Source organism: Anaerotruncus sp. AF02-27 (assembly GCF_003465835.1).
In the GTDB taxonomy this organism is placed as follows: Bacteria; Bacillota; Clostridia; order Oscillospirales; family Ruminococcaceae; genus Anaerotruncus; species Anaerotruncus rubiinfantis.
In genome coordinates, this window is sequence record NZ_QSBX01000006.1 from 119867 (window position 1) to 144833 (window position 24967).

At 54.6% G+C, this 24967-nt stretch carries 23 protein-coding genes; 19 read left to right on the forward strand and 4 right to left on the reverse strand.

All coding sequences use genetic code 11. The features are described from left to right. The 10 genes from DWV16_RS07195 to DWV16_RS07240 all read left to right on the forward strand — a co-directional run. A partial coding sequence (locus tag DWV16_RS07195; RefSeq protein WP_305000070.1) for a GH36-type glycosyl hydrolase domain-containing protein occupies nucleotides 1–5159 on the forward strand: 5159 nt, incomplete at its 5' end. 94 nt (nucleotides 5160–5253) lie between these two features. Beyond that, a complete protein-coding gene (gene yfmF, locus DWV16_RS07200; RefSeq protein WP_118478467.1) occupies nucleotides 5254–6537 on the forward strand; it encodes an EF-P 5-aminopentanol modification-associated protein YfmF in 1284 nt (427 codons plus the stop codon). A 2-nt stretch (nucleotides 6538–6539) separates the two neighbouring features. After that, nucleotides 6540–7826 (forward strand): EF-P 5-aminopentanol modification-associated protein YfmH, encoded by a 1287-nt coding sequence (gene yfmH / locus DWV16_RS07205; RefSeq protein WP_118478469.1) that lies wholly within the window; start codon nucleotides 6540–6542, stop codon nucleotides 7824–7826. A gap of 40 nt (nucleotides 7827–7866) precedes the next feature. Next, complete coding sequence (lgt, locus tag DWV16_RS07210) at nucleotides 7867–8946, forward strand: prolipoprotein diacylglyceryl transferase (protein WP_066459759.1); 1080 nt, start codon at nucleotides 7867–7869, stop codon at nucleotides 8944–8946. After that, entirely contained in the window at nucleotides 8927–9769 is an 843-nt protein-coding gene (gene folD, locus DWV16_RS07215; RefSeq protein WP_066459757.1) for a bifunctional methylenetetrahydrofolate dehydrogenase/methenyltetrahydrofolate cyclohydrolase FolD, read from the forward strand. The genes lgt and folD overlap by 20 nt, the downstream gene beginning before the upstream one ends. A gap of 149 nt (nucleotides 9770–9918) precedes the next feature. After that, a complete protein-coding gene (rplU, locus tag DWV16_RS07220; protein ID WP_066459755.1) occupies nucleotides 9919–10215 on the forward strand; it encodes a 50S ribosomal protein L21 in 297 nt (98 codons plus the stop codon). A 30-nt stretch (nucleotides 10216–10245) separates the two neighbouring features. After that, nucleotides 10246–10503 carry a 50S ribosomal protein L27 gene (rpmA, locus tag DWV16_RS07225; RefSeq protein ID WP_066459753.1) on the forward strand — a complete coding sequence of 86 codons (258 nt, stop codon included), beginning with the start codon at nucleotides 10246–10248 and terminating at the stop codon, nucleotides 10501–10503. A 113-nt stretch (nucleotides 10504–10616) separates the two neighbouring features. Further along, nucleotides 10617–11888 (forward strand): GTPase ObgE, encoded by a 1272-nt coding sequence (gene obgE / locus DWV16_RS07230; protein WP_118478471.1) that lies wholly within the window; start codon nucleotides 10617–10619, stop codon nucleotides 11886–11888. Between the two features lie 11 nt (nucleotides 11889–11899). Then, on the forward strand, nucleotides 11900–12298 hold the full coding sequence (locus DWV16_RS07235; protein WP_118478473.1) for a Mini-ribonuclease 3: 399 nt from the start codon (nucleotides 11900–11902) through the stop codon (nucleotides 12296–12298). Nucleotides 12299–12322: 24 nt separating this feature from the next. Next, nucleotides 12323–13195: a YitT family protein gene (locus DWV16_RS07240; protein WP_066459748.1), complete on the forward strand. Its 873-nt coding sequence runs from the start codon at nucleotides 12323–12325 to the stop codon at nucleotides 13193–13195. A gap of 74 nt (nucleotides 13196–13269) precedes the next feature. Here the strand turns inward: DWV16_RS07240 and DWV16_RS07245 are convergent, their stop codons facing one another. Continuing rightward, the gene (locus DWV16_RS07245) at nucleotides 13270–13464 is read right to left on the reverse strand and encodes a hypothetical protein (protein ID WP_066459746.1); all 195 of its coding nucleotides are present in this window, start codon (nucleotides 13462–13464) and stop codon (nucleotides 13270–13272) included. Nucleotides 13465–13673: 209 nt separating this feature from the next. Here DWV16_RS07245 and DWV16_RS07250 point away from each other — a divergent pair, with 209 nt between their 5' ends. From DWV16_RS07250 to DWV16_RS07265, 4 genes are all read left to right on the forward strand, one after another. Then, complete coding sequence (locus DWV16_RS07250; protein WP_066459745.1) at nucleotides 13674–14222, forward strand: NADH peroxidase; 549 nt, start codon at nucleotides 13674–13676, stop codon at nucleotides 14220–14222. 179 nt (nucleotides 14223–14401) lie between these two features. Beyond that, nucleotides 14402–15241: a MerR family transcriptional regulator gene (locus DWV16_RS07255; RefSeq protein WP_118478477.1), complete on the forward strand. Its 840-nt coding sequence runs from the start codon at nucleotides 14402–14404 to the stop codon at nucleotides 15239–15241. A 59-nt stretch (nucleotides 15242–15300) separates the two neighbouring features. Then, nucleotides 15301–16791, forward strand: coding sequence for a UbiD family decarboxylase (locus tag DWV16_RS07260; protein WP_066459741.1), 1491 nt, complete (start codon nucleotides 15301–15303; stop codon nucleotides 16789–16791). Nucleotides 16792–16808: 17 nt separating this feature from the next. Beyond that, on the forward strand, nucleotides 16809–17402 hold the full coding sequence (locus tag DWV16_RS07265) for a UbiX family flavin prenyltransferase (RefSeq protein WP_118478479.1): 594 nt from the start codon (nucleotides 16809–16811) through the stop codon (nucleotides 17400–17402). A gap of 75 nt (nucleotides 17403–17477) precedes the next feature. Here the strand turns inward: DWV16_RS07265 and DWV16_RS07270 are convergent, their stop codons facing one another. The 3 genes from DWV16_RS07270 to DWV16_RS07280 are packed head-to-tail and all read right to left on the reverse strand — an operon-like array spanning nucleotide 17478 to nucleotide 21020. Further along, nucleotides 17478–18863: a cytosine permease gene (locus DWV16_RS07270; RefSeq protein WP_079988307.1), complete on the reverse strand. Its 1386-nt coding sequence runs from the start codon at nucleotides 18861–18863 to the stop codon at nucleotides 17478–17480. Between the two features lie 46 nt (nucleotides 18864–18909). Further along, nucleotides 18910–20286, reverse strand: a complete 1377-nt coding sequence (gene hydA, locus DWV16_RS07275; RefSeq protein WP_079988306.1) for a dihydropyrimidinase — start codon at nucleotides 20284–20286, stop codon at nucleotides 18910–18912. 23 nt (nucleotides 20287–20309) lie between these two features. Then, nucleotides 20310–21020 (reverse strand): aspartate/glutamate racemase family protein, encoded by a 711-nt coding sequence (locus DWV16_RS07280; protein ID WP_118478481.1) that lies wholly within the window; start codon nucleotides 21018–21020, stop codon nucleotides 20310–20312. Between the two features lie 227 nt (nucleotides 21021–21247). Between DWV16_RS07280 and DWV16_RS07285 the strand changes: the two genes are divergently transcribed. From DWV16_RS07285 to DWV16_RS07305, 5 genes are all read left to right on the forward strand, one after another. After that, nucleotides 21248–21811 carry a TetR/AcrR family transcriptional regulator gene (locus DWV16_RS07285; protein ID WP_158572811.1) on the forward strand — a complete coding sequence of 188 codons (564 nt, stop codon included), beginning with the start codon at nucleotides 21248–21250 and terminating at the stop codon, nucleotides 21809–21811. Between the two features lie 252 nt (nucleotides 21812–22063). Continuing rightward, nucleotides 22064–22606 (forward strand): 2-oxoacid:acceptor oxidoreductase family protein, encoded by a 543-nt coding sequence (locus DWV16_RS07290; RefSeq protein WP_118478483.1) that lies wholly within the window; start codon nucleotides 22064–22066, stop codon nucleotides 22604–22606. After that, nucleotides 22560–22865, forward strand: a complete 306-nt coding sequence (locus tag DWV16_RS07295) for a 4Fe-4S binding protein (protein ID WP_066459731.1) — start codon at nucleotides 22560–22562, stop codon at nucleotides 22863–22865. The genes DWV16_RS07290 and DWV16_RS07295 overlap by 47 nt, the downstream gene beginning before the upstream one ends. Before the next feature lie 2 nt (nucleotides 22866–22867). Next, nucleotides 22868–24082, forward strand: a complete 1215-nt coding sequence (locus DWV16_RS07300) for a transketolase C-terminal domain-containing protein (protein ID WP_118478485.1) — start codon at nucleotides 22868–22870, stop codon at nucleotides 24080–24082. Beyond that, a complete protein-coding gene (locus DWV16_RS07305) occupies nucleotides 24082–24960 on the forward strand; it encodes a thiamine pyrophosphate-dependent enzyme (RefSeq protein ID WP_066459728.1) in 879 nt (292 codons plus the stop codon). The genes DWV16_RS07300 and DWV16_RS07305 overlap by 1 nt, the downstream gene beginning before the upstream one ends. Nucleotides 24961–24967 lie beyond the last annotated feature (7 nt).

Consider the following 24967-nt stretch of genomic DNA (forward strand, 5'->3'; position numbering starts at 1 on the left):
AGCTGGCCGGGCAGGCGCTGCTGTCCTTCGTAATGGCGGCCCAACAGGCGGTTGTGACGCTCGACGCGGTTTTTCGCACCCTCTGGCGAATGCTTGTCTCACGGAAAAACCTCCTGCAATGGACAACTGCCGCGCAGGGAGAACTGAGGGAAGTTTCATTTTCGGATGCGGCGCGGCGCAGCTGGATTTCTGAACTATTGGGGCTTCTTCTGCTCATATTTGCGCCGAGAACACATCTGATCGTCAAACTCTGCGGCGGGCTATTCCTGCTCTACGCGCCGTTGGCCGTCATGACGGCGCGGCGTACAGTGGAGCGGCACCCAGTGCCTGATCCTGTTCAGCGTGAACGGATCCTTTCCTGGTGCGCGCAGATGTTCCGGTTCTACGAGGATTATGCAAACGAAGAAAATCATTTCCTGCCGCCAGACAATGTCCAATTTTCTCCGAAAAAGACAGTGGCGCGGCGCACCTCGCCGACCAATATCGGAATGATGCTTCTGTCTCTGCTGGCGGCGCGGGATTTTCACCTGCTCGACAGCAGGGAACTTTATCTTCGACTTGACCGTACCTTTGAAACGGTTGAGTCCCTCGAAACCTTCCATGGAAACCTCTATAACTGGTATGCGACCGATGACCTGCGGGTACTGCCGGACGGGTTTATTTCGGCGGTGGACAGCGGAAACTACCTCTGCGCGCTTGTCGCGCTCAGACAAGGCGTCCTTGAATATGCGCCGCAGGAGCCGCTGCTGCGTGAAATTGCGCAGCGGATCGAAAAGATCCTACAGGGAACCGACCTTTCGATCTTCTATAACCGCAGACGGCGGCTTTTTTCGATCGGCGTGGATCAAAACGGGAACCAGGTGGGTTCTCATTACGATTTCCTGATGAGCGAAGCACGGACTCTTAGTTATTATGCGATCGCAACCCGGCAGGCCTCCCGCAAACATTGGCGGGCGCTGAACCGTACAATGAGCCGCAGCGGAGTTTACGCCGGGCCAGTCTCCTGGACCGGGACCATGTTTGAATACTTCATGCCACATCTGCTGCTGCCTGTATACGAGGGCTCGCTGCTCGGAGAGGCGATGCAGTATGCGATCTACTGTCAGAAAAAGCGGGCCCGGCAGGCGGGCGTCCCATGGGGCATCAGCGAAAGCGGATATTTTGCCTTTGACGAGGCGCTCAACTATCAGTATAAAGCGCATGGCGTTCAGAAGCTCGGAGTGAAGCAGGGACTCGACCGCGAGTTGGTTGTTGCACCATATGCAAGCTTCCTGACCCTGCCGTTCGACCCGGATGCGAGCATGCAAAACCTCGAGCGGCTTGAAAGGATGGGGATCACCGGGCAATATGGATTTTATGAGGCGGCTGACTTTACGCCGGTGCGGGTGCCGCAAGGAGAACGGTATGCAATCGTGCGTTCCTATATGGCGCATCATGTTGGGATGAGTATGATCGCCTGCGCGAACGCGCTGCTCGGAAATGTGATGCAGAAACGTTTCATGCGTGACCATGCAATGGCGGCGGCACGGGACTTTCTGCAGGAAAAAATTGCAAAGGATGCGGTGGTGTATGACCAGATGAAACCGGAAAACAATGAGCGGACAAAATCCGCGCCAAAGGAAAACGAAACAATCAGCCCGCCGGTTTCGGCACTTTCGCCAAAGGCGGCGCTGCTTGCGAACGGCGTGATGTCCCATGCCTTTTCGAGTACTGGAGTGAGCTTTCTGCGGTATGGAGACAATGACGTTACCCGACGTTCGCGGGACGCGCTCCTACATGGACAGGGAATCCTTTCAGTTCTGCGGATGAACGGAGAAACGGTTGCCGCGTCAGAAGCGCCGTTTTATCAAAGCGGTGTGGAAAGGCACTGCACCTTCGGACCGGAGTTTGTTTCCTTTTCGGCCAAGGCTGGGACGGCGGAGCTCGAACAGCGCTTTACGCTCGATGGGATTTTACCGGTGTCGCGGTGTGACGCGACCGTACGCAACCACACAGGAAACAAGGCGGTGGCCGAGTTGCTTTTCTATTTTGAACCGGTCCTTTCGCGGGAGAGTGAATATGCCGCGCATCCGGCTTTTTCAAAGCTGTTCGTGCTGGGGGAGCGGGATGCCGCGACCGATACGATCCACTTTCTGCGCCGCCACCGCGACTGTACCGATGGGCTGCATCTTTCAGTGGGTTTTGAGCAGACGGTGGAGTACAACTTCTCCTTGCGGCGGGAAGAAGTGACACCCTATCCAGACGGGCTTGCGCATCTGCTGCGCTTCGATACCGCGCCGCTTACCGGGAAAACTGCTACGCCGGACGGCTGCTGTGCTTTGCGTGTCACGCTGGTGGTGCCGGCACATGGGGAGGAGACGGTTGGTTTACTGCTTTCCTGCGCACCGACCCAAGCGGAAAGCATCGGGAATCTGCTCACCATCCGGGACGGCGGCAGGACGGCCGCACAGTCACTTTTTCTCAACCGTTCGATCACCGGGCGCATCGGGATGGAAGTCTTGCCGGATCTGCTTTTTGGTGCAGAAGCGGACGAAACGCAGCAGAAAGCACTTGCGGAAAATAGCCGTGGACAGGATGCGCTCTGGTCGCTTGGAATTTCGGGAGACCTGCCGATTGTGGTGTTCGACTGGGAGAAGAAACCGGATGAAGCGTGCCTTTTGGCCTACGCTGAATTCTGGCAGGCTATGAAACTGCACCGGTTGGATTTTGATCTTTGTGTGCTCGGCAGACCGGAGCTCGCACTGCCGCAAGGTGTGCGAAAAATCGATCCGGCTGCTTATGAACCGGAACTGGTCACGGCTCTGCGCGCCGCGGCATGCCATACGGCGGGAGCGGAAAGAAACGCCGGAACAATAAAAGGTTTCTCGCCGATGGCCGTCCTGCATACGAGTCCGCTTCCAATCCCACAGGAGGAGGGCCGATTCGATCTGGTCGGCGGCGCATATGTAAAGGGCCGTTTTTATGTGGAACGAGTGACGCCGCTTCCATTCTCACACATCCTTGCGAACCGCAATTTCGGGACACTGCTGCATGACTGCGGATTGGGAAACACCTGGTGGCAGAATGCCCGTGAGTGCAGGCTGACCCCTTGGCAGAACGATATTGCAACAGGAAATGACGGAGAACGGATGCTGCTGCGCATTGGGGAAGAAATTTATGATCTCTGCTGCGGGGCACGCGCATCTTTTTCTCCGGCAGGCGCCTGGTATGACGGGATGGCAGGAGGAATCCGCACCAAATTGCAGGTGCAGGTGGCGGAAACGGAAAGCCTGAAAATAATGGACGTGACGCTGCAAAATGATACTGATGAGGAGGTGGAGATTATCTGTGCCTATGTGATTGAGCCGGTGCTTGGTGTGAGCAGACTCACAGCGAAATATACCCAGTTCACACAGGAGAACGGCTGCCTTACCCTGCATAATCCCTATACAATGGAACTGCCTGCATATGCGGCGGTTTGTACACCGGGCGAGCATCCCAGTTATACAGTAGACCGCACTGCGTTTTGGTCAGGCGACTGGTCGGCCAGGGAACTGCTCCCCAACAATGATCCGATCGCCGGGACGGTTGTGCGCAAACGCCTGCCGCCGCGCCGCAGGGAAAAGATTCGCTTTATCCTCGCTGCTGCCGCAAAACGTGATGCCGCCGTTAAACTTGCAACCGGGGTGCTGCCGCCATCCGGCGGCGTCCGCCCCGGTATTTCGATCGCCACGCCCGATCTTGCGCTCAATCACTTTGTAAACGGATTTTTGCCGCATCAAGTGGTAGCGGGCAGATTGTTCGGACGGTGTGCGTTCTATCAGTGTTCCGGTGCGTATGGTTTTCGTGACCAGCTGCAGGATGCGGCGGCCTGCCTGCTGATCGATCCGGAACTGACAAAAGAGCAGATCCTGCGCTGCTGCGCGGCGCAGTTCCCCGAAGGGGATGTACTGCATTGGTGGCACGACCTGCCAGGCGGGGTCAGGGGGGTGCGCACAACCTTTTCGGACGATCTTGTCTGGCTGCCGCTTGTGGTCTGTGACTATCTGAAGGCCACGGGGGATGAAAGCATCCTGTCAATCCCGGTTGCGTATTGCGAAGGGGAGCCGCTCGGCCCGGGCGAACAGGAACGATACCAGCGGGTGCATGCGTCCGCCATGAAGGAGGAGGTTTTTTTTCACTGCGTACGTGCGATCGAGCACGCCTGCAATTTGGGCGACAAGGGGATCCCAAAGATCGGCTGTGGAGACTGGAACGACGGATTTTCGAACATCGGGACCCAGGGAAAGGGTCAAAGCGTCTGGCTCGGGATGTTCCTTGCGATTGTTTTTGACCGGTTTGCGCCAATTCTGGAGGCGCGCGGCGACAGCTACCGGGCGAGTGTTTTCCGCGGGAACGCGGAGAATCTGCGCGGAAGCATCGATCAGAACTGCTGGGACGGCGGATGGTATCTGCGCGCCTTTTTTGATGATGGGACACCGGTCGGAAGCCGGGAGAACAGCGAATGCAGAATCGATCTGCTTGCCCAGAGTTTTTCGGTATTCTGCGGAATGCCGGACAATGCCCGCGTAATGGAATCCCTTGATGCGGCGCGAAAGCGGCTTGTGGATGACCGGGGACAAATCATAAAACTGTTCACACCGCCATTTGACCAGTCGACGAATAATCCCGGCTATATCAAGGCGTACCCCACCGGAATCCGGGAAAATGGCGGTCAATACACTCATGGAGCCATCTGGTTTGCGATGGCGATGCTGGAAGCCGGGCGTACAGACGAAGGTTACCGCCTGCTCAGTTATCTGAATCCCGCCGGGCGCTGTACCGACGCGGGACTGGCGCAGGCATTCAAAACAGAACCGTATTATATGCCAGCGGACATCTATACCCATCGGAATTGCTACGGACATGGCGGCTGGAGCATCTACACCGGCGCAGCGGGATGGTACTACCGCGCCGTGGTGGAAACGCTTCTGGGGATCCGTTTCTGTGGGGATCATTTGGAGGTTTTCCCGCGGCTGCCGGAAGGCTGGACACGTTTTTCCGCGCAGGTGCGCAGGAGCGGGTATGAAATTGAGCTGGAAGTCATGAAAACCGGGGTGGAAAGCATCACTGTGGACGGCACCCCAGCGGGAAAAATTCCGCTGGATGGGAAAAATCATAATGTTCTGTTAACATTCTGAAAAAGATGGTACAGGCAGGTCAAAATGTGCTATAATATTACTCTATAAAAAACCAAAATAGATTCTACTGAATTTTCAGACAGGAGATCATTGCATGGAGAATCAGTTCCTACGTGAGAAGATCGGTGACGGCGTTCATTTTTACCAGGTTACCGATCCCAAATTCAAACACAACCGCATAACGGTAAACCTGATCCTTCCGCTTTGCCGTGAAAGCGTCACCGTCAATGCGGTGCTCCCGTTCCTGCTGCGCAAGGGATGCAAAAGCTGTCCGGACTTTACAAAGCTCAATCAGAAGCTTTGTGAGCTCTATGGCGCTTCGCTTTCCTGCGATGTGAGCAAGTTTGGCGCTTACCAGGTGCTGGAGCTTTCCATTTATGGGATTGACGACCGTTTCACTCTCGGCGGAGAAACGATGGCCGCTGAATGCGCGGGCCTGCTCACCGATGTCCTGCTCGCGCCGAACTTCGGCGCGGACGGCCTTTTCCCTGAAACGGATGTCGAAACAGAACGTCAGCAGCTGATGGATACGATTGAAGGCCAGATCAATGACAAACGTGTTTACGCGCTCAGCAGATGCAAGGCGCTGATGTGTGAAGGGGAGCCGCTCGCTATTGAGAAGTACGGCTATATCGACGACGCGAAAAAGATTACGCCGGAGAGCGCGGCGGCTGCTTATGAAAAGGCGATTGAAACGGCGCAGGTGGAGATTTCGTTTGTTGGTTGCGGAAATCCCGCTACCGCGAAGAAAATTTTCACAGACGCGTTCGCAAAGGTCAGGCGCAGCCCTGCCCGGATGGAAAAGTACGTCACCCGTCCGCAGGCGGACCAGCCGAAGGAGACAAAAGAGGAGCTCGATGTCGCTCAGTCGAAGCTGGTGCTGGGTTTCCGAACAGGGGCAATCCGCGACCAGGAGACTTTCGGCGCGATGCGCATGATGGTGGCGCTTTTTGGCGGCACGCCGAATTCACGGCTTTTCACCTATGTGCGCGAGAAGCTGAGCCTCTGTTACTACTGCGCGGCGCGCTTCGACCGGCTGACCGGCCTGATGATGGTCGACAGCGGTGTGGAAAAAGTCAACAAGCAAAAGGCGCAGGACGAAATTCTAAACCAGCTTGGAGTGATGCAGCGCGGCGAATTTACCGATGACGAGCTCACCGCGACAAAACTGCTTTTGCAAAACGCCCTGCGTTCGGTGACCGATTCGCTCGGCGCGACCGAGGAGTGGTACCTGACTCAGGTGATGGATGGCGGAAGCAGCTCCCCAGCGGATGAGATTGCCCTGATCGATACGGTTACCCGCGAAGCGATTATAAAAGCCGCGAACCAGGTCACGCTGGACACGGTTTACTTCCTGACTGGAAAGGGGGATGCGTGACCATGGAAAGAGAAACCATCCATTCGGAACGGCTTGGCGAGCAGATGATCCGATTGAGGCATCGTTCCGGCCTCACCATGCTGCTCTGCCCAATGAAGGGCTATTCCACCGCTTATGCGACTTTTACCGCCAACGTCGGCTCGGTCGACACCGGGTTTAAAACGCAGGACGACGTGGACTTTGTGGATGTTCCGGAGGGAATCGCCCATTTTCTGGAACACAAAATGTTTGAAAATGAAGATGGGGACGCCTTTTTGAAATATGCAAAAACCGGCGCCTCCGCCAACGCTTATACTTCTTTTGACCGCACCGCGTATCTTTTCTCCTGCACCGATAACTTTGCGGAGTCGCTTGAGATCCTGCTTGACTTCGTGCGCCGTCCCTACTTCACCAAGGAGTCGGTCCAAAAGGAACAGGGGATCATCGGACAGGAGATCCGGATGTATGACGACGATCCGGACTGGCGTGTGATGTTCAACTTGCTCGGCGCGCTCTATCAAAACCATCCAGTGCGCATCGATATCGCGGGTACGGTCGAATCGATTGCAAAGATTGATCACGAACTGCTCTATCGCTGTTATCGCACCTTCTATAACCTGAATAACATGGTGCTTTCAATTGCCGGAAATTTTGACGTGGATACGGTGCTTGAAGTGGCTGACCGCGTGCTGAAGCCCGATGAAAAGCCGATCGAGATCACCCGCCGCACCTTTGCTGAGCCGGAAGGGGTTTATAAGCCGCGCGTGGAACAGAAGCTCGCGGTTGCGATCCCGCTCTTTCAGCTCGGTTTCAAAGGCAAAAACTATGGGATGCCGGGCAACCTCCAAAACCAGGTGCTCGATGAAATTCTGATCGATGTGATCGCAGGGGAAGCGAGTCCGCTTTATCGCCGGCTTTACGACGCGGGGCTCATCAATGCGACCTTTGCGACCGAAGCCACTGCCGGCCGCGATTATATGTACACCATCTTCGCGGGCGAAAGTCACGATCCCGATAAGGTTGCCGAAGAGATCAAAGCGGAAATCCGCCGCATGCGAAAAGACGGCGTGGATGAGCGGTTGTTCGAGCTTACCCGCCGCGCCACCTATGGGCGTTATCTTGGCATGTACAGCCGTACAGAATCGGTCGCGGGCTTGATGACCACCTCTTATTTTGGTGGGATGGACAACATCTATGTGTTCCTTGACATCGTGGCAAACGCGACCATCGAGCAGATGAACGAACGGCTGGCGGTCGCGTTCGACCCGGAGAAATCCGCTCTTTCGATCGTATACCCGCAGGAAGGCTGATAATTGACCGAAAAACTGGCAATAGTGAGGAGCTGACAATATGGAACAGGTCGTTTCTTTTCCCGGCCTTGGTATCGGGGAGATCACCCTCAACCGGGTGGCTTTTACGATCGGCGGCATGAACATTTACTGGTACGGCATCATCTTTGCGGCGGCTTTCCTGGCCGCGATCTGCTATATCCTTTGGCGGGTGCGCGATTTTGGGCTTGACTCGGACCGGGCGCTCGATGTGATTATCGGCGCGGTGATCGGCGGCATCATCGGCGCGCGGCTCTACTATGTAATCTTTTCCTGGGAGATGTACGCCGACAACTGGCTCAAAATCTTTGACATCCGCGAAGGCGGCATCGCCATCTACGGCGGCGTGATCGGCGGATTCCTTGTGGGAATCCTGATGTGCCGCTGGCGGCGGGTAAAGCTTCTGCCAATGGCTGACGTTGCGATGACCGGCCTCATCCTTGCACAGGCGATCGGGCGCTGGGGCAACTTTATCAATGTGGAAGCGTTCGGTTCGAATACAGCGATGCCATGGGGCATGGCGAGTCCGTCGATCACCGCTTACCTCACCAACCATCAGGCGGCTCTTGCCGCCGTCGGCGTGACGGTCGATCCGTCGATGCCGGTGCATCCCACCTTTTTCTATGAGTCGGTCTGGTGCCTGATCGGGTTTCTCATCCTCGCGCTCTATACCAAGCACCGCCGCTTCGACGGCGAGCTGGTGCTCATCTATGGCGCGTGGTACGGCCTTGGGCGCGCATTTATTGAGGGGCTGCGCACCGACAGCCTGATGCTTGGGAATGTGCGCGTCTCTCAGGCGCTGGCCGCTGTCCTTACGCTGGCGTCACTGCTCGTGCTGCTATACGTTCGCAATAAGATTAAAACTGTGAACGATCCGGAATATCTGAAACTTTATGTCCACACCGAAGAAGGACAAGCTGTTCTGAGCGGGCAGTTTTACCGCAAACGTCATCCGGATGAGGACGGCCCGAAGGAGAGCACCATCTTTGAAGGAGAGACGGTCTCTGAGGCGGAGAAAGCACAGAGCCCGGAAAACGAAATAGCGGAAGGCACCGATACGGCCGATGAGGAGGAACCAAAGGATGAAAGCAAAACTGATTGACGGCAAGGCGGTGAGCGCCGCGCTGCGTGAGAATTTGAAGGCAGAAGTGGCAGCTCTTGCGGAGGACGGGATCACGCCGGGACTTGCGGTGGTGATCGTGGGAGAGGATCCCGCGTCAAAGGTCTATGTCCGAAACAAAAAGAAGGCCTGCGAGGAACTTGGGATGTATTCGGAGGAATACGCGCTGCAGGAGGAGACAACCCAGGAGGAGCTGCTCGCATTGGTGGACAAGCTCAATAAAAAACCGGATATCGACGGTATTCTGGTGCAGCTCCCGCTGCCGAAGCATTTGGACGAAAAGCAGGTGATTGCGGCGATTTCGCCGGACAAGGATGTGGACGCGTTCCACGCGGCGAACGTCGGCAAAATCATGATCGGGGACTACAAGTTCCTGCCCTGCACACCGGCGGGCGTGATGGAGCTCATTCATTCCGCGGGTATCGTGGTGGAAGGCAAGGAGTGTGTTGTGATCGGGCGCAGCAACATCGTGGGCAAACCGATGGCAATGCTGCTGATGCACGAAAACGGCACCGTGACCATCTGTCACAGCCGTACAAAGAATCTCGCGGAAGTCTGCCGCCGTGCGGATATTCTGGTCGCGGCGATCGGCAAGGCGAAATTTGTCACAGCCGACATGGTGAAGGAAGGCGCGACGGTGATCGACGTGGGCATGAACCGTGACGAGAACGGCAAGCTCTGCGGCGACGTGGACTTCGATTCGGTCTGTGAGGTCGCTGGCGCGATCACGCCGGTGCCGGGCGGCGTCGGCCCGATGACCATCACCATGCTGATGAAAAACACCATCAATGCCGCGAAGCGGTAAACCCGCCTCTAAAAACACAAAAGTCTTGGGAAGATATTGACAGGCCCTCTGCGTTGTGATAAAATAATTCATGCCGCATGTTCCAGGCTAAAAGTGCGCCCAGTCGGTGCCGCCTGTTGACAGCGAGTCTGATGAAATGAGGAAACAGTATGTACGCAATCATTCGCACCGGCGGAAAACAGTACCGCGTATCGGAAGGCGACGTCATCTACGTCGAGAAGCTCGATGCTGAAGCTGACGCGACCGTCAACTTTGACGTTCTTGCGGTCGGCAAGGACGACGGATTTGAGATCGGCGGTGCCGCCACCGTCACCGGAAAGGTGATCAAAACCGGAAAGGGCAAAAAGGTCACCGTTTTCACCTACCGCCCGAAAAAGGGTTCCGCCCGCAAGCTGGGCCACAGACAGCCCTATACAAAAGTTGAAATCCAGTCGATTCAGGCTTAATCCAAACGAAGAAAGCAGAGGTGTTTATTCATGGCACATAAGAAAGGTGTAGGTTCCACTAAGAACGGCCGCGATTCCGAAGCGAAACGCCTTGGCGTGAAGCGTGCGGACGGCCAGTTTGTCCTCGCCGGCAACATTCTCGTCCGGCAGAGAGGTACACACATCCATCCGGGCACCAATGTTGGTATTGGTTCCGACGATACTCTCTTCGCGCTGGCTGACGGCAAAGTCCGTTTTGAGCGCATGGGACGCGACCGCAAAAAGGTCTCGATCGTTCCGGTTCAGTAACCCATAAAGGTAAAATCCCGAGTGGTATCCACTCGGGATTTTTGTTCGTTACGGGCATATTGCCCAAACGGGAAGGAACACTATTTTTAACCCGTATGATAAAGGAGAGCAGCATGTTTGTTGACAAGGTAAAAATCCGCATCAAAGCCGGCGACGGCGGCAACGGCGCGGTCAGCTTCCACCGGGAAAAATATGTGGCGGCGGGCGGCCCGGACGGCGGCGACGGCGGCCGCGGTGGAGACGTGGTATTCGTGGCAGACACCAACCTTTCCACGCTGGTGGATTTTAAATATAAGAAACGTTATTTTGCACAGAATGGCCAGCCGGGCAGCAACAAGCGCAGCAGCGGAAAAAGCGCGTCAGACCTGGTGATCAAAGTGCCGAAGGGGACGGTTGTGCGGCACGCGGAAAGCGGCCGCGTCATGGCAGACCTTTCGACCGATGAGCCGGTTGTGGTTGCGCGGGGCGGCAAAGGCGGCTGGGGCAATATGCATTTTGCCACCGCGACCCGGCAGGTTCCGCGCTTCTCGAAGCCCGGCCTTCCGGGCGAGGAGTATGAGGTTGTGCTGGAATTGAAACTGCTGGCTGACGTGGGACTGGTCGGTTACCCGAACGTGGGAAAATCCACGCTGATTTCAGTTGTAAGCGCGGCAAAGCCGGAGATTGCGAACTACCATTTCACCACACTGACGCCGGTATTGGGGGTCGTGTCGGTGGAGGAGGGGAAATCCTTTGTCATGGCCGATATCCCAGGCCTCATCGAAGGCGCGAGCGAAGGCGTCGGGTTGGGGCACGAGTTCCTGCGTCACGTTGAGCGCTGCCGCCTGATCGTGCATGTGGTCGACGTCTCCGGCTCGGAAGGACGCGATCCCATTGATGACTTCAAAAAGATCAACGAGGAACTCGCAAATTTCAATGCGGATCTGGCATCCCGCCCGCAGATTGTCGCGGCGAACAAATGTGACATGGCGACAGAGGAGCAGCTCGCGGGCTTCCGCGCTTTTGTAGAGGCGCAGGGCTACGAGATGTATGAAATCTGTGCGCCGATCGCGCAGGGGACAAAGGAGCTGATCTATGCCGTATCCCGAAGGCTCGACACGCTGCCGCCGATCAAGCAATATGAGATTGAACATGTCCCGCTCGCGGAAACTGAGCGGTTTGCGCGCAATGTCTTCGACATCCGGGTGGAGGATGGCGTCTATATTGTGGAGGCCGACTGGCTGATGCCTACATTGGGCATGGTCGATATGGATGACTATGAAAGCCTGCAGTACTTTCAGCGCGTCCTGCGGCAGAGCGGCATCATCGACAGGCTCGATGAGATGGGAATTCAGGAGGGGGATACGGTCAGCATCCTGAACTTTGAATTTGAATACATCCGATAAGGAGGGATTGCATGGATCTTTCGATCGAGACACAAAGCAATCCGAAGTTGTTGAGCCCGCTCACGCTGGCCTTTCTTGGTGATGCGGTGTACGAGCTGCTGGTGCGCAGGCTGGTCGTGGAAGCGGCGAATATGCCGGTAGGACAGCTGCATCAGAAGGCGGTTTCACTTGTAAATGCCGCCGCGCAGTCGGATGCCTTCGGCCGGATTGAAAAGATGCTCACCGAGGAGGAGCTTGCGATCTTTAAACGTGGACGCAATGCGAGCGCGTCAAGCACGCCGAAACATGCGGATATTGCACAGTACCGGCGCGCAACCGGAGTGGAAGCGCTGTTTGGCTATCTTTATCTGAAAGAGGAACAGGAGCGGATTGAGGAGCTGTTCCGGATGATCATGGAGACGATGCGGTAAATCGGGATGAAAGAAGGGGTGTGGATGGCTGCAAAGATGCCGGATCAGTTTTTTGATACATTGCTGGACCTTTTATTTGTGACGCTGGGCTGCGCGTCAGTAGCGTCAGGCATTCAGGCATTTATCGCGCCGAACCACATTGCTTTAGGCGGGGTGAGCGGCCTTTCGATCCTGTTCAACTATCTGAGCGGAGCGCCGATCGGCGCACTTTCGCTCCTCATGAACATCCCGCTGCTCCTGCTTGGCTGGAAATTTCTCGGCCGCGCCTTCACTGCCAAAACTTTGGCCGCGGTACTGATCTCCTCTTTCCTGCTTGATTATGTGGCGGTACTGGTGCCAAAGTATGAGGGGGACGCGCTGCTCGCGGCACTGTTCGGCGGTGCGCTCGTGGGGTTCGGGTTGGCGCTTGTCTTTATGCGCGGCGCAACCACCGGCGGAAGCGACATTGTCTCGCGGCTTCTGCAGCTGAAGATGCCGCACATCCAGCTGGGGCGCCTGCTGCTGGGGCTCGATGTTGTGGTAATCCTGATCTCGGCGGCAGTTTTTGGGCGAATAGAAACGGCGCTCTATGGAATGGTAGCCGTATTTACCTCTTCGCGGGTGATCGATGGGGTACTGTACGGCCGTGATACTGGGAAACTGGTTTACATCATGTCGAAAAAGGCAGGGGAGATCTCCGGCAGGGTGATGCTGGACCTGCAGCGGGGCTGCACGCTGCTCAAATCAACCGGCGCGTTCACCCAGAGCGATTCGCAGGTCATCCTGGTGGCGGTGCGCCGCCAGCAGTATTTCCAGCTGAAAAAGATTGTACAGCGGATCGATCCCGCCGCGTTTATCATTGTGACCGATTCGACCGAAGTGATAGGTCACGGATTCAAGCAGTTAAATGAAAAATAAGCAGAAAGAACCGCCGGACAGAGCCGGCGGTTCTTTTTCGATCGCGGATGTCCGTGATCAGGGTTAACGATTATTTATCGGCCGCAGTCGGTCGCGTTATTCTGCTTCTTTGCCTGGGTATTCTTCTGCTTGTGGCAATCGGTGGCATTGTTGGAAGCCGAATTGCTGAAGCTGTTGGAATTCTGGCTGCTGAAATTGTTGGAATTCTGTTCGTTGGTCAGGCTGTTCTGGTTCTTGCGGTTCTGTGCTTTGTTGGTTTCTCTGGACATTACCGTTTCACCTCTTTTCAAATATAGCGGTGATCCTAGTATTTGACCATGTTCAAAAAATATTCGTATCTTTTTCCTCTGAAACTGAAAGAAAAGATGTAAATTTTAGAAAAAAGGGCTTGACTAAACTATACAAATGTTGTATAGTTATAACCGTAGTAAACAAGTGAGACAGCTTGTGATTAAACATTTTAAGGAGGACTATTCTGATGAAAAAGTTTGTTTGCACAATTTGTGGATATGTTCATGAAGGAGATACCCCGCCGGAGTTTTGCCCGCAGTGCAAAGCGCCTGCTTCCAAATTTGAAGAGCAGGCTTCCAGTGGGCTGACCTGGGCGGATGAGCACAGAATCGGTGTTGCAGCTGGTGTCGATGCGGAGATCGTCGAAGGACTGCGCATGAACTTCACCGGTGAGTGCACCGAAGTGGGTATGTATCTTGCAATGGCGCGTCAGGCACATCGTGAAGGTTATCCGGAGATCGGCCTCTATTACGAAAAGGCTGCTTATGAAGAGGCGGAGCATGCCGCGAAATTTGCCGAGCTGCTTGGCGAGGTTGTCTTTGCGGACACCAAGAAAAATCTCGAGCTGCGTGTTGCGGCAGAGAACGGCGCGACCGCGGGTAAAAAGCAGATCGCGACCCGAGCCAAAGAATTGGGGCTTGATGCAATCCATGATACCGTTCACGAGATGTGCAAAGACGAGGCCCGCCATGGCTGTGCGTTCCAGGGGTTGCTGAACCGTTATTTCGGTAAATAAAACTGAAATCTGAATTGCCTATTTTAGCACGAAACAGAAATCTTTCTGTTTCGTGCTTTTTCATCCTTATGGACTTAAAGATACGGGAGATTTATAGTATAATAAAATCATAACTTTTCCCCCGCGGCTGGCGGCCAAAACTGGCCGGATAAGGGCATATCAGCAATAAGGAGCGCTTTATGAAGGAGTATCTGTCAATTACGGAAATGGCTTCGCTGCATCAGATTTCGCGCCAGACACTGATCTACTACGACCGCATCGGTCTGTTTTCACCGGCCTGCACCGGGGAAAACGGGTACCGCTGCTACAGTGCTTCTCAGATCCCGTTTCTGAGGGAAATCTGCTTTCTCAAATCGATCGGGGTAAAGCTCGCGGAGATTAAACGGCATATGAAAAATCGTGACCCGGCGGATGAGATCGCTCTCCTCGAAGGGCAGGAGAAGGCGCTTACCCGGGAAATCGAGGCGCTGTCCCGCACGCGGGTTTTGATCCGCGAACGGATCGCCCAGTATAAAAGTGTCTGCAGCGCAGCAGACGAGCGCTTTATACCGGCAATCCGGCATTTGGAGGAGCGGCGGATCGTGTTTATGCCCTGGCCTGACAATTCGGCGGACCGAAAGACGCTGCATCTTTCGGTGATGAAGCTGTGGGGGGTGTTGGCGGCGTATGATATCCCGCCATCCCAGCGGTTCGGATCGATTCTGAAAAAAGACGGGTTCAGGTCGCTTGATCCGCTTGTGGGCGCGGGTTGCTATCTGGAAATTCCTGCCGGATTTGACGCGCCCGGACAAACCCGGCTGCTTGCGGCAGGGGATTATGCCTGTATGAACAAATACGGCATGCCCTATGATACACAAGGCCTCACCAGCTTGCTTTGCTGGATTTCAGAAAACGGTTACGAACCGGTGGGGGATGCGGTCGACGCCTGCCTTTTGGATACCACATTTTATAAAGCGGAGCGGGATGTTGATTTCTGCCAGCTTCAGATTCCGGTCAAAAAAACCAAAGGAAGCACTTGACTGTATAGCCGCTATATACCTTAGAATAAAGACACAAAAAATGTCTCAGGAGGTATTTTATGTCTTGCGCTTATGAAGTCAACGATTTGCGCAGTGCGCTGAATTTGCTGAAAACCGTTCCCGGCCAGCTCACCGAATGTGACGAGCCGGTGGAGCCGCTTGCGGAACTATGCGGGGTATATCGTTATGTCGGCGCTGGCGGAACAGTGAAGCGTCCGACAAAAATCGGTCCGGCAATGATTTTTAATCGGGTAAAAGGACATCCGGACGCGCGTGTTGCCATTGGTGTGCTGGCCAGCCGCAGACGGGTTGGACTCTTGCTTGGCGAAGCGCCCGAAAAGCTTGGCTATCTGCTCAACCGCGCGGTGAATCACCCGGTTGACCCGGTTGTAATATCCGCGGAAAAAGCGTCCTGCCGTGAAGTGGTGCATTACGCGTCGGATCCGGATTTTGATGTGCGCAGGCTGGTTCCCGCGCCGACCAATACCGAGGAGGATGCGGGGCCATATATCACGATGGGGATGTGTTACGCCACCGATCCGGAGACTGGGGAGGGAGACGTGACGATCCACCGCCTCTGCCTGCAGGGGAAGGACGAAATTTCGATGTATTTTGTGCCGGGTGCCCGGCATCTGGATGTTTTTCGCAAAAAGGCGGAGGATGCAGGCAAGCCGCTGCCCATTTCGATCAGCATCGGCGTGGACCCTGCGATTGAGATTGCAGCCTGCTTCGAGCCTCCAACGACCCCGCTCGGCTTCAACGAGCTTTCGGTGGCAGGCGGCATCCGCGGCAGAGCGGTGGAACTTGCGCCATGTGTGACGATTGCGGAAAAGGCGATCGCCAACGCGGAATATGTGATTGAAGGCGAACTGCTACCAGGTGTGCGGGTAGCGGAGGATCAGAATTCCCACACGGGAAAGGCTATGCCGGAATTTCCGGGCTATACTGGCCCTGCAAACCCATCGATTCCCCTTATTAAGGTAAAGGCGGTTACCCACCGAAAAAATCCGATTATGCAGACCTGCATCGGTCCGAGCGAAGAGCATGTGAACATGGCGGGGATCCCGACAGAAGCGAGCATCATACAGATGGTCGATCGCGCTATGCCGGGCAGGCTGCAAAATGTTTACTGCCACTCTTCGGGCGGCGGCAAATATATGGCGGTGCTCCAATTTAAAAAGCTGATGCCGAGTGACGAGGGCAGGCAGCGGCAGGCGGCTTTGCTGGCTTTTTCTGCCTTTTCAGAGCTCAAACATGTTTTTCTGGTGGATGAGGATGTTGACCCGTTCGATTCGAATGACGTTCTCTGGGCGCTCAACACCCGGTACCAGGGAGACGTTGATACCGTCTTCCTGCCCGGTGTGCGCTGTCATCCGCTCGACCCTTCCCAAAATCCGGACTTCAGCCCGTCAATCCGGGATAACGGCATCTCCTGCAAGGTGATCTTTGACTGCACGGTTCCCTATGCGCAGAAGGAGCGCTTCCAACGCGCTAAATTTATGGAGCTTGATCCCAAACGTTTTGTTCCGGAGCTTTTCCCGGAGGATTGAACCGAAGGAGGCCGAAGATGAAAGGAAGGAAGAATCTGGTGATCGGCGTGAGCGGCGCGAGCGGCGCTCCGCTCGCCGCCGCGCTTTTGCAGACGCTGCGGGACTGTCCTAGCTGGTGCACACATTTGGTGATCACGCGGGGAGGCGAACTGACGATCGAGGCGGAAACCGGTATGACCGCGGCACAGGTAAAGGAGCTTGCGGACCGGGTTTACGACCCGTCGGAGCTTGGCGCGCCGATTGCGAGCGGTTCTTTTCGCACCGCGGGCATGGTGGTTGTGCCGTGCAGCATGAAAACGGTCGCCGGCATCGCGAACGGCTATTCGGAGAACCTTTTGCTGCGCGCAGCAGATGTAGCTCTCAAAGAACGGCGCAAATTGGTGCTCGTCGCACGCGAAACGCCGCTTTCGGCAATTCACCTGCGCAATATGTTGACCGTGACCGAGGCGGGTGCGGTGGTGCTTCCACCGGTGCTGACCTATTACCACAATCCCCAGAGCCTTGACGGAATGACCCTTCAGATCGTGGGAAAGATTCTGGATCAGTTTGGGATTGATGCACCTTTTTACAGCCGGTGGGGCATACGGACGGACCGTCCCGGAACCTCTTGAGATAATAAAAAAGCGCAGAAGAGAACAGGCCCTGCTTTCGCAGAGCCTGTTCTTTCTTAAGAGGAGTTAAAGTGGTTAGTCTGTAATTTCAGACTGTGGATATTTTTTGAGAATCCAGAATTTCATCATCAGGTAATAACAGATTCCGCCGACGATGATTCCGACAAAGAATGCGTAATCCGGAATGAGGAAGCCGCTGAGGGCGCCCGGAATCCAGACGATGAACGCCGCCGGGTTAAAGCCGTTGACGTAGTTATACTGGCCGGAGGTGTCATAGAGCGCTTTGATATTGAGCTGACGGTGACGCAGCATGTGATAGTCTGCGATCATGATGCCGACGACCGGTCCAAGCAGACAGCCAACGACCAGCAGGATGATGTTGACATGTGCTTCAAACCGCCAGGGCATCATCGCCATGCCGACACATCCGCAGATCACAACGGCGGTTGAGTATTTCAGTTTGCCCGGGAAGAGGTTAGAGAGGACGTATCCCGGAGGCATCAGGTTCTGAGCGGTATTTGTGGCGATCTGTGCAAAGACGACGAACGCCGAAAGTGCAAGAACGAGGATGACGGGATTATCCGCAAATACGACGGTCATAACCGTGATCGGATTATATTCGCCCGTGGCGATTCCGCTGGTCATGCCGATCAGCACGAACATGGTGATGACCGGAACCATGCCGAAGAACTGCGCGCACATAGCGCCTTTATTCTGTTCAAAAAACCCGCCGGATTCCTTGCGTTTGATAAACCGGGTCAGGTCGCATACGCTGACCGCCATGGTCGTCTGCGGGCCAGCCATGATTGCAATGCCCATCAACACGCTCATGCTGCCGTCTCCCGGCGCATTGATCACATCCCAGGTGATGTTGTAGTTTTTGATCAGGAAGTATTCGATATAGATACCGACAACGAGCAGAATAGGAGTGGCAACCCAGTCAAATTTTGCCATTGCGTTGACACCCATCGCACAGTTGACAACTTGTGCCGCAGCGAACAGGAAAACGATAATCCAGAGATTTGATTTTCCGAAAATGAGCTTGACGATCTCGTGGATTGCCATCGACCCCAGATAGGTCTGGAACCCAAACCAGAACATCGCGGGGATAGCGCGCACAAGCCCGGGCGCCTGGGAGCCTTTATAACCGAACGGGGCGCGCAGATAAATGGCGTAAGGCAGGCCATGCTTGATACCGATATCGCCGGTGAGGGTTAGCAGCAGCCAGACGAGGCCGTTTCCTGCAAGGCAGGCGAAGATGATCATTTTCGGAGAAAGTCCGGGATAAAGCTGTGCGCCGTTGATAAATGAAAGCAGCTGTACGTACATGCCGACGCACATTACGAAGAAGGTTACCGAAGTGATGGTCCGTTTTTCAGGCGGGGTTGGCATAAGGTCTTCATGGGTGGTAGAGCTGTCAAGCTCCTGCACGGCGGTGCTTTTCTCCATTTGGTCGCTCATGATGCTCCTCCTTTTCACACACAGTTATGAGGTGGATGATTTCTGTTCAGCCGAGAATTGGCACACCGCGGCGCACCATCCGGCCTTTGAACCGGTCGCCCACAAATTTTCCATCCTCCACGATGATATTGCCGCGAATCAAAGTGTGAGTGAGCTTTCCGGTGATATGGAAATCCTCGAATGGCGTATAGTCGGTTCCCATATGCAGATCCCCGGCATGCAGGACATAGGAGGCGTTCGGGTCCCAGAGAACAATGTCCGCATCCGAGCCGGCTGCCAGAATTCCTTTTTGCGGGAACATGCCCATCAGCTTTGCGTCGTTTGTCGAAAGCATCCGGACAAAATCGTTTTCGGTGATGCGTCCCTTTGCGACACCTTCTGAAAAGATGATCGCGGCGCGGGTTTCAATACCGGGCAGACCGTTCGGTTCTTTGGTGAAATCGTCCTTGTGGCTTGCTTTTTGCGCGAGATCAAAACAGCTGTGATCGCTGTTGATGACGTCGCAGAGACCTTCCGAAACCATTTTCCACAGGCCGTCCTGATCTGCCTGGGCGCGCATCGGCGGATTGCACATATAGTTCTGCGCGTCTGGACGACTGTAGACCTGCTCGGTCAGCGTCAGATAATGCGGGCAGAATTCGGTGAATACCGGCATTCGTTTTTTTGCCCAGCGGATGTAATCACAGACCTGCGAGGTGGTCATATGTACGAACACCGTTGCCGCGTCCGTTTCTTCGATCATTGGAAGCAGGTTCGCAACTGCGGTAACTTCGGTGACCGGAGGGCGGGTGAGCGGATGATAGTAGGGGGTGGTAAGCCCGCGGCGTACATATTCCGCAACGTTTGCCTCGATCATATCAGCGTTTTCCGCATGGATTTTAGCAACGCCGCAATGTTTTCCGATCAGCTGAAGAACTTTATAGATGCCGAGCTGTTCGAGCATGACCTCCCCGCGGTAGACGGTAAACATCTTGATGGAGGGAAATCCACCCGTCAGGATGTCCCGGACATCCGCCAGCGACTGATCATTCAGATGTGTGATCGCGCCATGGAAGGAATAATCGATGACCGACACATCCTTTGCCGCATGCATCCGTTTTTCAAGCGCCTGTATCGGGCGTTCATCCCCCACGGGTATGGCGAACTGCACCATTGTAGTGGTTCCGCCATAGGCGGCGGCAATCGTGCCGGTTTCCACCTGGTCCTTGGTGAAAAATTCTCCCTGCGCATCGTCAATATGGACATGGGAATCGATCAGTCCCGGCATCACAAGCTTTCCGGAGGCGTCAATGGTTTTAACTGCCTGGCCGAAATCCGATTTTCTGCCGATGCAGGCGATTTTTCCGTCTTTGATGCCGATATCCGCATCAACCGACCCGTCTGCATTTACAATGTGACCGCCGCTGATAATGAGGTCAAGCACAGGAAATCCTCCCCCCGGAACTTTTAGTTGTAGACCTTTTCGGTTGGCGTTTGATAGGTGTTAGATTTGCTTGTCTTAAGACCGAGATCAACAAGGCTTTCAGCAACCTTGACCGCGCACATCACGGTATCCAGAACCGGTACGCCAATCTCCTTCGAGACGATATCTGCAAAACCGCTCATCCCGGCGCATCCGAGGATGATGAGCTCCGCAAGATCCTGCTCGACAGCTTCGCGCGCCGCTTCGATCAGAGTCCGCCGCGCGTTTTCGAGATCATCGTGGAAGGCGAGAACCGGCAGATCCGGAGTGCGGATGGTGGCGACACGGTCGATCACACCATGGTGGCGCAACCGGTCCTCCATGTTTTTGCGTACCCGCGGAAGGGTGCTGACGATTGCAAACTTCCCACAGAGGAAGGTTGCGAGATGGAATGCGGCTTCCGCAACGCCGACAACAGGCTTATCGGTGATCTCACGCAGCGCGTCAACCGCAGGATCCCCGAAACAGGCAACCACATAGGCATCGTAACCGCCTTCGGCCTCCGCTTGGCGAACCACTTCTACCAGGTTGTAGGAGACCATCACTTCGTCGAGCGCGCCTTCGGCGCACGCGGGCCCATGCAGCGGATTGGTGCAGACGATCTCGGTGTCCGGACGGGCGGAAGCCCTGGCGGAAGCGCCGATGTCCCTGGTCATATCCTCTGAGGTGTTTGGGTTGATAACCAAAATTTTCATGTGTTACAACCTCCAATTTTTCCTGGAAATTGTTGTTTTGAGTAAACTACCTACCGGTCGGTAGCTTAAAGATATCATCAGAATTCAACAATGTCAATATAAATTATTAAAAATATACAAATAATTTTCCGGTGTGAAATTTAAAAAGCTTGACATAAGAAGTGGGAAAGCTTAGAATAAAAACAATCAAGATGGTTTATTCGATCAAAAAGGTTTGGAAATTTTTCATGACAAGAGATAAACTGATTGCGGTGGCTGAGAAGCTTTTCGCAAAATATGGCTATGATTATACTTCGCTTTCCCAGATTGCGGAGGAAACCGGAATCCGCAAAGCTTCCGTCTATGCGCATTTTGCGAGTAAGGCGGAATTGTTTTTAATGATCTACCAACAGACGCATGACCGCACACTCGCGCAGATTCGGGAGACTTACGAAGACGACCGGCTGAAATGCTCGGAGAAGATGAAAAAGATATTCAAGTGCATCTGCAGAAGCGAGTCGCTGGGTTTCTTCCGGGCGACGATGTTTCCACCAAGCGAGCTCAAGAGCGAAACGCTGCCGATCTTTTTTGATTTTGAAAACGACGTCAAAAAGATGCTTTCTGCGACGATCCTGGAAGCGCAGCAGAATGGGGAGCTGCGCGGCTATCCGGTGGAAAACATCATAGACATGTTTTTCTATGTACTGGACGGGCTGATGGCAAAAAGCCTGTTCTATACGGTCACCGAATACCGGCAGAAGGTGGAGATGGCCTGGTCGATGTTCTGGGAAAGCATTGCGGCGCCAGAGTGAATGGGGAAGGCGGAAGCCTTCTCTTTTTGCCATACAAAACAGAATATAAGCGGCCCTGGCAGGAAAATTCCTGCCAGGGCCGCTTTTTGTAGCATTGCACAAATTTATCAAAAATAAACCTGTCATAACGGAAAAAATTAGCAAAATAAAAAAAATCTATTGACTTTGCCAGCCTGAAAGAATAACATGAAAGCACAAAATGCCATATAAAAGAATGATGTTCCGTATAAAAGAACAAAAGGAGGAAGCAAATTGATTCAGGTAAAAATTTATGGATTGGGAGGACAGGGTGTTGTGACCTGCGGAAAGATCATGGCGTATGCCTATGCGATCAACCAGGGAAAGTTCGCGCAGACCATCCCCGCATACGGACATGAACGCAGAGGCGCCCCGGTGAACACCAGCTTGATCCTCAGCGATGAAGCAATCCCCACAAAGTCGTTTGTATATGATCCGGACTATGTCATGGTGTTCGACGTTTCGCTGCCGGAACGGCATGTGGATCTGTTTGAGGGCGTGGACGACGATACCGTCTTTGTCTTTAACGCGCCTGAGATCCCGGATTACATGAAAGGTCGCCCGAATAAAACCTATATCGTGGACGCTGAACACGCCGCGCTTCGCAATATTGGGCGTGACATTCCCAATACTGCGATGGCGGGTGCCTTTGCCGCGCTGGGGATCGTGGAGATCGGCGCTGTGGAAAAATCCATTCAGGAATTCTTCAAGGAAGGGGAGGACGGCAGAAATGTTAAAGCAGCAAGAGAATGCCACGACGCAGTCCGTGAAGCGTAAGATTTATTTTGGACCGGTTGCCACCCATGTCACAGATGTGGACACTGGGGCATGGAGAATCCTGACACCGGTGGCAGATGATGAAAAATGTATCCGCTGCGGCATCTGCCAGAAACATTGTCCTCTGGCGATCATCCAGGTCGACCGGGAAACGCCGTTCACAGTGGATCTGCGGTTCTGCAAGGGCTGCGGGATCTGTTCTCAGGTCTGCCCGAAGGACTGCATCGCAATGACAGAGATTGGCAAAGGGGGGGAATAAGGATGGGTGCACGTAAATTACTCGATGGAAATATGGCGATGGTGGAAGCCATGAAACGCGCCAGGGTCGGTGTGATTTCTGCCTATCCGATCACGCCGCAGAGCCCGGTCGCGGAAAAATTGAGCGAATATGTCGCGGATGATTCCCTCAAAGCGGAATACATCCGCGTGGAATCGGAACATACGGCCCTTTCCTGCGCAATCGGCGCACAGCTGACCGGTGTGCGCGCATGCACCGCGACTTCATCGGTCGGCCTGGCGCTGATGCACGAAGTCCTCGGCATTGCGGCGGGCTGCCGCGTACCGATTGTCATGGGTATCATCAATCGTGCGCTGGTCGCCCCGTGGAGCCTCTGGTGCGATCATCAGGACGCGATGGCAGAACGCGATTCGGGCTGGATTCAGATTTATGCGGAAAGTGTCCAGGAAGTTTTCGATTACATGATCTACGCCTACAAGCTTGCGGAACACGAGGATGTCCTGCTTCCCGCAATGGTATGCCAGGACGGATTTTTCCTCTCGCATACAGCGGAAATCGCAATGATCCCGGATCAGGAAACGGTGGATTCCTTCCTGCCCGCCTATATCAGCAAAAATACCTATCTCGATGTGAACAATCCCATGTTCATCAACAATCTGACTCCCTCCTCGGAGTTCGGGGAGATGCGCCGTCAGCAGAAGGATGGATTTGATGCGGCCAAGGCGGTGGCTCCCGCGATCATGGAGGAATTTGAGCAGGCGTTCGGCCGCAAGCTTCATATAGTGGAAGCTTACCGCTGCGATGACGCGGATGTGGCGCTGGTGACCATCGGCTCAATGTCTGGAACAGCTAAACATACGGTTGATATGCTGCGCGAAGAAGGCAAAAAAGTCGGCGTGCTGCGGTTGGTATTTTTCCGACCGTTCCCGCATGAGATGGTGCGGGAGGCGTTGAAAAATGTTCCCACCATCGGTGTTCTCGACAGGAGCGCGGGTCTCGGTGCGCAGGGCGCGCCGGTCTATGTGGAAGTGAAGGCTGCGGCCGGGGATTGCGGTGGAAGCATCACTTCGCTGGTTGGCGGTCTCGGAGGCCGCGATATTTCGGTCGCGACGATCAAAAAGGCGTTTGATCATCTTTATGCGGTCCATGAAGGCAGAGCCGATGCGGATGAGCAGGTATGGGTCGACGTACGGGCGGATTACAACGAGCTGCGCCGCAAGATTGGAGGAAATGACTGATGTATCAAATAGAGACAGTATCGAAGGGCCTGGTAGCGCATGGCGTCAGCACCTGTCATGGATGCGGCCTTGAATTTGTTATCCGCACGGTGGTTGAAGAGCTTGGCCCGCGCACCATTATCGTAATCCCGCCGGGATGTTCCGCCGTTTTTTCCGGATGTTCCTATGAAACGGCCCTCAAAATTCCAGGTTTCCAGGGAAATCTGGAAAACACAGCGGCCTATGCGGCGGGCATCAGCCGCGGCTTGCGCGTGCAGGGGATCGAGGATGTCCATGTGCTTGGTTTCGCGGGTGACGGCGCCACGGTCGATATCGGGCTGCAGGCACTTTCCGGCGCGATGGAACGCAATGAAAATATTATCTATGTCTGTTATGACAACGAGGCGTACATGAATACCGGTATCCAGGGATCGGGGTCCACTTCCTATCACGCATGGACTACCACGACCCCAGCGGGTAAAAAAGGAATGCCCAAGGATATGATGATGATTGCGAAAGCGCATAAGATCCCATATGCGGCAAGTGCGTCGGTCGGCTATCTGGACGACCTGAAACGAAAGGTGAAGAAGGCCAAGAACGTCAAAGGAATGGCTTATCTGCATGTCTGCGCTCCCTGCCCGACCGGATGGGGCTATAAACCCGAGGATACCGTCAAGATCGCGAAGCTCGCAGTTGATACCGGCGCATGGGCCCTTTATGAAATTGAGGACGGAAAGGTTCATATCACAAAGAATGTCGCAAACCGCAAGCCGATCGAGGAATACCTGAAGATCCAAAAGAGGTTCAGGGGCATGTCGGATGACGACATCCGTTATCTCGGAGAGCAGGTCGCAAAAAATTGCGACGAGCTGGAACGTCTGGAAAAACTCTATCAGTAAGAGGAGG